At 63.4% G+C, this 12,380-nt stretch carries 1 protein-coding gene; it reads left to right on the top strand.

Going from position 1 to position 12,380, the window contains the following annotated elements; translation table 11 throughout:
* Positions 1-4 precede the first annotated feature (4 nt).
* Positions 5-12,319 carry a non-ribosomal peptide synthetase gene (locus BLU71_RS12220; protein ID WP_083353188.1) on the top strand — a complete coding sequence of 4,105 codons (12,315 nt, stop codon included), beginning with the start codon at positions 5-7 and terminating at the stop codon, positions 12,317-12,319.
* Positions 12,320-12,380 lie beyond the last annotated feature (61 nt).

Raw genomic sequence — 12,380 nt, 5'->3', positions numbered from 1 at the left:
ACGCGTGCAAGAGTTAATCGAGTCGGTAGGACAACTTTCGGCTAAGCAAAGAAAGGCTCTGGCGGTTCTGCTCAAGCAGAAAGGCGTCAACCTCTTTGACATTGCCCCGGTTTTCAAGCGCACGGCTGAAGAGCCGTTGCTGCTGTCCTACGCTCAGCAGCGCCAGTGGTTCCTCTGGCAGTGGGCACCGCACAGCGCGGCCTACAACATTCCGACGGCCCTGCGCTTGCAGGGGCCGCTGGATGTGCCGGCACTGGAACGCAGCATCGCGGCGCTGATCGAACGCCACGAAACCTTGCGCACGGTATTCACTCAAGACAGTGCACAACCCTTGCAAGTGGTCCTGCCCGCAGGACCTTTTGCGTTGGAGATTCATCACCTGAGCGCTGATCTGGCGAACGACCCGGACAGCTCGATCCAGGCCTTCGTCCAGACCCAGAGCCAGAAGACTTTCGACCTGCAGCACGGCCCGTTGCTGCGTGCCGCGCTGCTCCAGGTCAGCCCCGCTGAGCATGTGCTGGTGCTGACCCTGCACCACATCGTTTCCGATGGCTGGTCGCTGCAAGTGATGATCGAGGAACTGGTGCAGCTCTACGCCGGTTTCAACCTCGGTCACGACGCCGGTCTGCCCGCGCTGCCGATCCAGTACGCTGATTACGCCTTGTGGCAGCGCCAGTGGATGGAAGCCGGGGAGCAGGAGCGCCAACTGGCCTACTGGCAGGAAAAACTCGGCGGTGAACAGCCGGTGCTGGAGCTGCCGCTGGATCGCCCGCGCGCGGTCGAGCAGAGCTTCGCCGGCGCCAGCCATAACCTGATTCTTGACCCGGTGCTGAGCAATGCCCTCAAGGCCTTCGCCCGGCAGGAAAACGTCACGCTGTTCGTGTTGCTGCTGGCTTCGTTTCACGCCTTGTTGCATCGCTACAGCGGGCAAAGCGATATCCGTGTCGGCGTGCCGGTGGCCAACCGTGGCCGGGTGGAAATCGAGCGCCTGATCGGCTTCTTCGTCAACACCCAGGTGCTCAAGGCGGATGTCGACGCAGAGCTGCCATTTGTTGAGCTGCTGCGTCAGGTCAAACAGACCGCGCAGGAGGCGCAGGCGCATCAGGACTTGCCCTTCGAGCAACTGGTCGAAGCGCTGGAGCCGGGCCGCAGCCTCAGTCACAATCCGCTGTTCCAGGTCATGTTCAACCACCAGGCCGAGCGCCGTGCGAGCGTTGCGACGCGCCTGAACGGTCTGAACATCGCGCCGCTGGAATGGCAGAGCCAGACCGCGCAATTCGACCTGACCCTCAACACCACCGAACAGGCCCACGGCATCGAAGCGGTACTCAAGTACGCCACCGACCTGTTCGACGCGGCGACTATCGAGCGCCTTGCGCAACACTGGACTGCGCTGTTGCAGGCGATCGTCGCCGAGCCGACCCAGCGCATCGGCCAATTGCCGATACTCGACGCCGGCCAGCAGCAACAGCTATTGGCGCAATGGAATCCGCCGCGGGTCGAACAACCGCTGACCCAGTGCATCCAGCAAGCCATCGAAGCCCAGGCCGCGCGGCATGCCGACGCGGTGGCCGTGACCTGTGCCGGGCAATGCCTGACCTACGCTGAACTCAATCGCCGCGCCAACCAATGGGCGCATACGCTGATCGAGCGGGGTGTCGGCCCGGACGTGCGCGTCGGCGTTGCGGTGGAGCGTTCGCTGGACATGATCGTCGCCATTCTCGCGGTGCTGAAGGCCGGCGGTGCCTATGTGCCGCTGGACCCGAGCTACCCGGATGATCGCTTGAGCTACATGATCGACGACAGCGGCATTCAATTGCTGTTGACCCAGGGTCATTTGCTCGGGCAGTTGCCGATTCCGCCGGGGCTGGTCTGCCTCGATCTGGATCAGGCGCCGGAACACAGCATTGAAAGCAACCCGCCATGCCTGATCACGCCGGACAATCTGGCCTACGTCATTTACACATCCGGTTCCACCGGCAAACCCAAAGGCGCGTTGCTGCCGCACGGCAACGTCATGCGCCTGTTCAGCGCCACCGAGCAGTGGTTCGAATTCGGCCCGCAGGACAGCTGGACGCTGTTCCATTCCTACGCGTTCGACTTTTCGGTGTGGGAGATTTTCGGCGCGCTGTTGTACGGCGGCAAACTGGTGGTCGTGCCCCACGATGTCAGTCGTTCGCCGGAGGATTTCTACACGCTGCTGTGCGATGAAAATGTCACGGTGTTGAACCAGACACCGTCGGCATTCAAGCCGTTGATGCAGGTCGCCTGTGACTCTGCGCGCAGTAATGCCCTGCGTTACGTGGTGTTCGGTGGCGAGGCGCTGGAAGTGCAGAACCTGCGCCCGTGGTTCGAACGTTTTGGCGACCGCGCGCCGACGCTGGTCAACATGTACGGCATCACCGAAACGACCGTGCACGTGACTTACCGGCCGTTGTCGCTGGCGGATCTGCACAGCAACCACAGCAGCCCGATTGGCGCGCCGATTGTCGACCTGTCGTGGTACTTGCTCGATGGCTCGCTCAACCTGGTGCCACAAGGCTGCATCGGCGAGTTGTACATCGCCGGTGCCGGTCTGGCCCGTGGTTATCTGAATCAGTCCGGCATGAGCGCCACCCGCTTCGTGCCCGACCCGTTCAATCGCAAGGCAGGCGAGCGCCTGTACCGTACCGGCGACCTTGCACGGCTGCGCGGCGACGGGGTGATCGAGTACATCGGCCGTATCGACCACCAAGTGAAGATCCGTGGCTTCCGCATCGAACTGGGCGAAATCGAAGCGCAACTGCTCAAGCATCCGCAGGTGCGCGAAGCGGTGGTGCTGGCGGTGGACGGCCTCAGCGGCCAGCAACTGGCAACCTGGGTCGTGCCCGTCGAGGCAGTGAACGCGGACGAGCAGGGCGCCCTGCGCGATTCGATCAAGGCGCACCTGCGCGAAACCCTGCCGGATTACATGGTCCCGGTCAGTTGGGCGTTCCTTGAGCTGCTGCCACTGACCGCCAACGGCAAACTCGATCGCAAGCAGCTGCCGCAGCCGGACGTCGCCCAGGTGCAGGAGGCGTACGCCGCACCGCGCAGTGAACTGGAACAGCGTCTGGCCGAGATCTGGCAAGACGTGCTCAAGGTCGAACGGGTAGGGCTGCACGACAACTTCTTCGAGCTGGGCGGCGATTCGATCATCTCGATTCAGTTAGTCAGTCGCGCGCGGCAGGCCGGCATTCGCTTCACGCCCAAGGACATTTTCCAGCACCAGACCGTGCAGCGTCTGGCCACCGTCGCGCAACAGAGCGACGCCGTGCAAACGGAGCAGGGCGAGGTGCTCGGCGATGCGCCGCTGACGCCGATCCAGCATTACTTCTTCCACTGCGACATCCCGGCGCGCCATCACTGGAACCAGTCGATCCTGCTGACCCCGGCGAAAACCCTGCAAGCCGCTGCGCTGCAACAGGCCTTGGCACAAGTGCAAAAACAGCACGACGCCTTGCGTCTGCGTTATCGCCAAACCGAACAGGGCTGGCAGCAAAGCCATGGCGCGGCGGATCAGCCACAAGCGTTGTTGCGCACTTTCACGCTGGACGACAGCGCGGCCTTGCCAGCGCTGTGCCTGGACCTGCAGCGCAGCCTCGACCTGCAAAACGGCCCGCTGATCCGCGCGGCGCTGGTCGACTTGCCGGACGCCAGTCAGCGTCTGCTGTTGGTCATCCATCACCTGGTGGTCGACGGCGTGTCGTGGCGAATCCTGCTGGAAGACCTGCAAAGCGCCTATCAGCAGATCAGCAGCGGACAGAGCGTGCACCTGCCGGCGAAGACCAGCGCGTTCAAAGACTGGGGCTTGCGCCTGCAAGAGCATGCGCGCAGCGCGGCGCTGGACAATGAACTGGCCTACTGGCGCGAGCAGTTGCGCGACGTGCCGCTCGGTTTGCCGCTGGACAATCCGCAGGGCCAGTTGAACAACCGCTTCGAGCGCAGCGTCGACACCCGGCTGGACGCCGAACGGACTCGCCAGTTGCTGCAACAGGCCCCGGCGGTCTACCGCACCCAGGTCAACGACCTGCTACTGACCGCACTGGCGCGAGTGTTGTGTGAGTGGACCGCCAGCGACAGTGCGCTGGTGCAGCTCGAAGGACACGGCCGCGAAGACCTCTTCGATGACATCGACCTGAGCCGCACCGTGGGCTGGTTCACCAGCATGTTCCCGGTGCGCCTGACGCCAAACGCCAGTCTGCAAACCTCGATCAAAGGCATCAAGGAGCAACTGCGCGCGATCCCCAACAAGGGCATCGGCTACGGTTTGCTGCGTTATCTCGGCACGCCCGACGCACAAGCGGCGTTGCATGAACTGGCGCAACCGCAGGTGACGTTCAACTACCTCGGCCAGTTCGATAACAACTTCGACGAAGACGCTTTGTGGCGGCCGGCCACCGAAGACAAGGGCGCCGGTCAGGACGAAAACGCGCCGATGGCCAATTGGCTGACCATCGATGGCCGGGTTTATCAGGGCCAGTTGAGCCTGACCTGGACCTACAGCAGCGACGTCTTCGAAGAGGCGACCATTGCCGCTCTGGCCCGCGCTTACGAAGTGGCGCTGAGCGAGTTGATCGACCACTGTCTCAGCCACTCGGGCGGCCTCACGCCGTCCGACGTGCCGCTGGCCGGTTTGTCCCAGGCGCATCTGGACAGCCTGCCGATCGCCGCCCAGCGCATCGAGGACATCTATCCGCTGGCGCCGATGCAGCAAGGCATTCTGTTCCACAGCCTGTACGACGCGGACGCCAGCGCCTACGTCTATCAGATGCTGCTGGACATCGACGGCCTCGACGTCGTGCGGTTCCAGCAAGCCTGGCAGCGCGTGGTCGATCGCCATGAAGTGCTGCGCGCCGGTTTCATCTGGGGCCGCGATGGCCTCGACGCGCCGTTGCAGGTGATCAACCGCCAACTGACCCTGGAAATGCCGGAAATCGATGTGCGCGATGTCGCCGATCTGCCGGCGGTGCTTGAAGCACGGGCGCAGGCTGACCGTGAACGCGGCTTCGATCTGCAGAATCCACCGCTGTTGCGCCTGTGCCTGCTGCGCACCGCCGACGATCGCCATCGGCTGATTTTCACTTGCCACCACATCCTCATGGATGGCTGGAGCAACTCGCGGATGTTCGGTGAAGTGCTGCAGGATTACGCCGGCCAGCCAGTGCCGAGCGCACAGGGCCGCTATCGGGATTTTCTGGTATGGCTGCAGGGCCAGGACAAGGCGGCTGCGCAGGATTTCTGGCGCGGGCAACTGGCCGAACTCGACGAGCCGACCCGCCTGGCGTCGGCCTGCCACGGACGCACCGTGCCGGGGCCGGGCAAGCAGATGCATCGTCTGCATTTCGACGAAGCATTCACCCAGCGTCTGAACAACTTCTCCCGCCAGCAACAGGTAACGCTCAACAGTCTGGTGCAGGCGGCATGGCTGCTGGTGTTGCAACGCTACACCGGTCAGGCCACCGTGGCGTTTGGCGCCACCGTGTCCGGGCGTCCGGTGGAGCTGCGGGGCATCGAGGAACAATTGGGGCTGTTCATCAACACCTTGCCGGTGATCGCCAGCCCGCAGGCCACCCTCAGTGTGGGTGACTGGGTGCGCAGCGTGCAGGACAAGAACCTGCTGCTACGCGATTACGAACAGACGCCGCTGCAGGACATTCAGCGTCTGGCCGCGTTGAGCGGCGAGGCGTTGTTCGACACCTTGCTGGTGTTCGAGAACTACCCGGTCTCCGAAGCGCTGGAGGCCAATCCGGGCGGGCTGCGTTTCTCCGGCCTGGAACATCGCGAGCAGACCAACTACGGTCTGACCCTGATCGCCGGCGCCAGCGAAGTGCTCAACCTCGATTTCAACTACCTCACCGAGCACTTTGCCGAACGCAGCGTGCTCGGTCTGGCCGGGCATTTGCGCGAAGTGCTCGAGCAATTTATCCAGGCCCCGCAGCGGGCACTCGGCGAGATCGGTCTGCTGCCGCTGGCCGAGCGTCAGACGCTGGCGCAGTGGAACGACAATCACGCGGCTTATCCGGCCGAGCGCCTGATCTCGCAGAGCTTTGAAGCGCGGGTGGCGGCACATCCGCAGGCACTGGCGTTGAGTCATGCCGGCGTGGCCTTGAGCTACGGCGAACTGAATCGGCGTGCAAACCAGTTGGCCCGACATCTGTTGACGCTCGGCGTGACGGCCGAGGTGCGCGTCGGCGTGGCACTGCCGCGTTCGGCGGAACTGGTGATCGCCCTGATGGCAGTGCTCAAGGCCGGGGGCACCTATGTGCCGCTGGACCCTGACTACCCGGCCGACCGCGTGGCCTACATGCTCGACGACAGCCAGGCGAAAGTCCTGTTGACCCAGCAAGCGTTGCTGGCGCAATTGCCGTCCACCGAAGCGCAGGTGGTGCTGGTCGAGGCCGGCGGCGAGGCGTTTGCCGCGCAGGCACCGGACAACCTGCCGGCGCGCGCTGACTCGGCCAATCTTGCCTATGTGATCTACACCTCCGGTTCCACCGGCAAACCGAAAGGCGTGGCCATCGCCCATCGCAACGTGCAGGCACTGATTCACTGGTCCGCCGAGGTCTACAGCGAAGACGACCTGCAAGGCGTGCTGGCCTCGACGTCAGTGTGCTTCGACCTGTCAGTGTGGGAGATTTTCGTCACCCTGGCACGTGGCGGATCCGTCGTCATGGCACGCAATGCCCTGGAACTGCCGGACTTGCCCGAGCGTGATCAGGTGCGCCTGATCAACACCGTGCCGTCGGCGATTGCCGCGCTGCAACGCATTGGCCAGATCCCGCCGGGCGTACGCATCATCAATCTGGCGGGCGAGCCGCTGAAGCAGGCGCTGGTCGACACGCTGTACCGCGAGACCTCGGTCGCCCACGTCTACGATCTGTACGGGCCTTCCGAAGACACCACGTATTCGACCTGGACGCGCCGCGAACTCGGCGGTCAGGCCAACATCGGCCGGCCATTGCGCAACACCACTGCGTACCTGCTCGACGAGCAATTGCAGGCAGCCCCAATCGGCATCGCCGCGGAGCTGTATCTGGCCGGCGACGGCATCACCCGTGGCTATCTGTTGCGCCCGGGCCTGACCGCCGAGCGCTTCGTGCCCAATCCGTTGGCGCGCAACGGCGAGCGCATGTACCGCACTGGCGACCTGACGCGCTGGCTGGATGACGGCCGAATCGAATACGTCGGCCGCATCGACCATCAGGTCAAGGTGCGCGGCTTCCGTATCGAACTGGGGGAAATCGAAGCGCGTCTGCTGGCCCAGGCCAGCGTGCACGAAGGCGTGGTGCTGGCGGTGGACGGCGTTGGCGGCCAGCAACTGGTGGCTTATGTGGTGCCGGCCGAAGCCGATCAAAGCCTCGCGCAACTGGACGCGCTGAGCGCCGAACTGCAAGCCGCGCTAAAGGCGCATCTGCCGGACTACATGGTGCCGGCGCAGTGGCTGTTCCTCGAGCAATTGCCGCTGACACCCAACGGCAAACTCGATCGCAAGGCCTTGCCGGCACCGGACGCCAGCCAGTCGCAACGCGATTACGTGGCACCGTCGACGCCGCTGGAACAGCAACTGACTGAGGTCTGGCAGGACATTCTGAAGATCGAGCGGGTCGGCGTGACCGACAATTTCTTCGCCCTCGGCGGTGATTCGATCATCTCGATTCAACTGGTCAGCCGCGCGCGGCAGCAGGGCATTTGCTTCACCCCCAAAGACCTGTTCCAGCAGCAGACGGTGCAGAAACTCGCCGCGGTGGTTTCGCTTGAAGACGCGCAATCCGCCAGCGCTGCCGACTACCCGTTGGCGCAACTGGATCAGGCCCAGCTCGATGCCTTGCCGGTGCCGGCGGAGCTGATCGAAGACGTCTACCCGCTGTCGCCGATGCAGGAAGGCATGCTGTTCCATACGCTGTCGGATAACGGCAGCAGCCTTTACGTGCAACAGGTCAGCCTGCCGATCAAGGGTCTCGACGTGGAGCGCTTCCGCCGGGCCTGGGAATTCGTCATCGTCCGGCAGGCGATCCTGCGCACCAGTTTCCATTGGCAGGACGGGCTGGCCAAGCCGTTGCAGGTCGTGCATCGCCATGCGCCGCTGCAGATGCAGGTGCTCGATTGGCGTGACAAGGATTGCAGCGAGGCGGCGATTGCCGAATTCGCAAGCGCCGACCGCGCATTGGGTTTTGATTTGTCCGAAGCGCGTTTGCAGCGCGTGACCTTGCTGCATCTGGGCGACGAGCAGTACCAGATGATCTGGACCAGCCACCATATTCTGATGGACGGGTGGAGCAGTTCGCGGCTGTTCGGCGAGGTTTTGCAGTATTACTCCACGGGCCAGGTGACTGGCGAAAATGGCCGCTATCGCGACTTCATTGCCTGGTTGCAGGCACAGGATCAGGACGCCCAGGAGCTGTTCTGGAAAGCACGTCTGGCGGTGGTCAACGAACCGACCGCGCTGAGTCAGGCGATGCACCCGCGCCACAGCGCCGACGTTACCGGCCACGATGCGCTCTATTCGAATTGGGACAAGGCGCAAACCGCGCGTCTGCTGGAGTTCTGCCGTGATCTGCGCATCACCCCCAACACGCTGATCCAGGGTGCGTGGCTGCTGCTGTTGCAGCGCTACACCGGCCAGCAAACGGTGACCTTCGGTGCCACCGTGTCGGGGCGTCCGGAAAGTCTGCCGAATGTCGGCAACATGCTCGGCCTGTTCATCAACACCTTGCCGATCATTCAGACCCCACAGGCCGATCAGCGTCTGGCCGACTGGCTGGGCGAAGTGCAGGCCTACAACCTCGACATTCGCGACTATTCGCAGGCACCGCTGGCGGATGTGCAGCGCTGGTCGAACCTCGGTGGTCAGGCGCTGTTCGACAGCATTGTCGTGTTCGAGAACTTCCCGATCGACGAGCGCTTGCAGGAAGAAACCGACACCGAGCTGACCTTCGGCAAATCCATCGGCCATGGCGTGACCAACGTGCCGATGGACCTTGCGGTGATGCTCGGCGACGAGTTGTCGATCGAATACCTGTACCTGCGCAGCCACTTCAGCGCCGAGGCGGTGCAAGGCATTCGCCTGACCCTGGAAAACACCCTCGCGGCGATGATGGCGGCGCCGTATGAGCGATTGGGTAATCTGCAGCGTCTGTCCGCCGAACAATGGCACGCGGCGCAGGCCTGGAGTGCCGAGCCTTCTCACCGCCACGCGCCGCAGTTGCTGCCGGAGCTGATCAGTCGTCATGCGCAACAGCAACCTGACGCGATCGCCGTGCAATGCGCCGGCGAAAGCCTGAGCTACGCCGAACTCGAGCGTCAGGCCAACCGACTGGCGCAGTGCCTGATCGCCCACGGTGCCGGGCCTGAAGTGGTGATCGGCGTGGCGTTGCCGCGTTCGCTGGAAATGCTGGTGAGCTTCCTTGCCGTGCTCAAGAGCGGCGCCGCGTACGTGCCGCTGGATATCGACTATCCGCCGGAGCGCCTGGCCTACATGATCGAAGATTCGCGCATGGCTTTGCTGCTGACGCAAACCAGCCTGCGCGCGACGATGCCGACGCCGCAGGGCGTGCTGCGTCTGGAAATCGATCAGCTCGATCGTAGTCTCTACAGCGACGCTGCTCCGGTTTGCGATGTTCATGAGCAGAGCCTGGCCTATCTGGTCTACACCTCCGGTTCCACCGGGCGGCCGAAAGGCGTGGCCGTCACACAAGGCCCGCTGAGCATGCACTGCCAGGCCATCGCCGAGTTGTACGAAATGGACGCCAGCAGTTGCGAGCTGCACTTCATGTCGTTCGCTTTCGACGGCGCCCATGAACGCTGGCTGAGTACGTTGTACAGCGGCGGTCGTCTGGTGATCCGCGACGGTTGCCTGTGGACCCCGGAGCAGACCTATCAGGCCCTGCACGATTACGGCGTGACCATCGCCTGCTTCCCGCCGGCCTACCTCAAACAACTGGCCGAGTACGCGGCAGCCAGCGGCATCGCGCCGCCAGCGGTACGCATCTACTGCTTCGGTGGCGATGCGGTGCCAGAGCAGACCTTCGAACAGGTCAAAGCCGCTTTGCGTCCGCAGTACTTCACCAACGGCTACGGCCCGACCGAAACCGTGGTCACGCCGATGCTCTGGAAAGTCGCCATCAGCCAGCATTGCGAAGCGGCGTACGCGCCGATCGGTCGCGCCGTCGGTGCGCGTTCGCTGTACGTGCTCGACGACGATCTGAATCCGCTGCCGCCAGGTTTTGCCGGTGAGTTGTACATCGGCGGTTACGGTATTGCTCGCGGTTATTACGGGCGCCCCGATCTGAGCGCCGAGCGCTTCGTGCCCAACCCGTTTGCCCCGGGCGAACGCCTGTACCGCAGCGGCGATCTGGTGCGCCGTCGCCCGGACGGTGTGGTCGATTACGTCGGGCGCATCGACCATCAGGTCAAGGTGCGCGGCTTCCGTATCGAGCTGGGTGAAGTCGAGGCCAGCCTGCGTCAATCACCAACGGTCAGTGATGCTTTGGTCATCGCTCGGGACAATGCGTCCGGCAAGCAACTGATCGGTTACGTGGTCACCGCCAGCGGTGAAGACATCGGCGATGAACTCAAGGCCGGGCTGCGCGCCTCGCTGCCGGAATACATGGTGCCGGCGCAGATCGTCTGCCTCAGCGCATTCCCGGTCACGCCCAACGGCAAACTCGATCGCAAGGCACTGCCTGAACCGCAATTCAAAAGCGACGAATACCTTGCCCCCCGCACTGAGCAGGAAAGCCTGCTGGCGCAAATCTGGGCGCAGGTGCTGCAGGTCGAGCAGGTCGGTATCAGCGATAACTTCTTTGAACTGGGCGGCGACTCGATCCTCAGCCTGCAAGTGATCTCGCGGGTGAGAAACCATCCGACCCTGCAGATGGAGCTGAAGCTGCGCGATCTGATGCGCTATCAGACCATCGCCGGCATCGTCGAGCAGCAAGTGGCGAAGGAGGGCGCTGGGCAAGCACTGCCGGACCTGACCCAGGTGGCCGCAGAAGGCGCGTTCAATCTCCTGCCGATCCAGGAATGGTTCTTCGCCGAAGGCATGGCCGAGGCGCATCACTACAACCAGTCGTTGCTGCTCAGCGCACGTCAGCCACTGGATCTCGATGCCCTGGAACAGGCACTGGGCTTGATCGAACAACATCACGATTCGCTGCGTTTGCGCTTTTCCAAGGACGGCGGGCGCTGGTTGCAGCGCTACAGCACCAGCGCATCCGACGAGGCTGTGCTGTGGCGCCGTGAAGCGCAGAACAGCGACGAGGTCGAAGCCTTGGCCAACCTTGCGCAGCGCAGCCTCAAACTTGATGACGGACCGGTCTGGCGGGTCATGCATGTGGCCTTGCCGGACGGTCAGGCGCGGTTGCTGGTGGTGATTCATCACCTGGTGGTCGACACCGTGTCGTGGCGGATTCTGCTCGACGATCTGAAAGTCGCTTATGAGGCTTGCGTGCAGGGGCTGCCAGCGCAGTTGCCGATTCGCACCAGCAGTTATCGTTCGTTCGCCGAAGCGTTGCAGGCGCAGGCGCCTGTGATTGCCGAGCAGGAATTGGCCTATTGGCTCGAGCAACTGGATCAACCGGGCGTCGATCTGCCGTGCGACAACCCGCGCGGCAAGAACCTTGTGCGGCAACAGGCGCAGGCACGGCTGAAGCTGTCCCGCGAGCACACCGAACAACTGCTCAAACAGGCCCCGGCGGTGTACGGCACGCAGATCAACGACCTGCTGCTGTCAGCGCTCAGCCGCGCCCTGTGCCGCTGGAGCCAGCAACCGTCGGCGCTGATTCTGCTTGAAGGGCACGGTCGCGAAGACCTCTTCGAATCGATCGACCTGAGCCGCAGCCTCGGCTGGTTCACCAGCATGTTCCCGGTGCGTTTGCGCCCGGACAGTGAGGACATCGGCCGGTCGATCATCGATGTGCAGGCGCAACTGGCAGGTGTACCGCAGAAGGGCATCGGCTACGGCGTGCTGCGTCATCTGGCCGGCCCGGACATCTGCGCGCAACTCGCCGGTTTGCCGCAGGCGCGGGTGACGTTCAACTACCTCGGGCAGTTCGACCAGAGCTTCGATGAACAGGCGTTGCTGGTGCCGGCACTGGAAGAAACCGGCGACAACTACAGCCTCAAGGCGAACCTGGGCAACTGGCTGGAAATCGTCGGCCAGGTCTATGACGGGCAACTGGCCTTGCGCTGCATCTACAGCAACCAGCGTTACCGCGCCGGCACCATGGATGCGCTGATGAGCGATTACCAGCGTGAGCTTGAAGCGTTGATCGAGCACTGCATGGCACGGGCGGGTTGATCGCTCTTTTTGTGCGGGCGCTGCCGAGGCGCGCCCGGTTTTTTTGCGGATAAAGGATCTT

This window comes from Pseudomonas moraviensis, assembly GCF_900105805.1.
GTDB classification, from domain to species: domain Bacteria; phylum Pseudomonadota; class Gammaproteobacteria; order Pseudomonadales; family Pseudomonadaceae; genus Aquipseudomonas; species Aquipseudomonas moraviensis_A.
The sequence above is the reverse complement of the archived record's forward strand: the minus strand, read 5'-3'. Positions and strand labels throughout refer to the sequence as shown.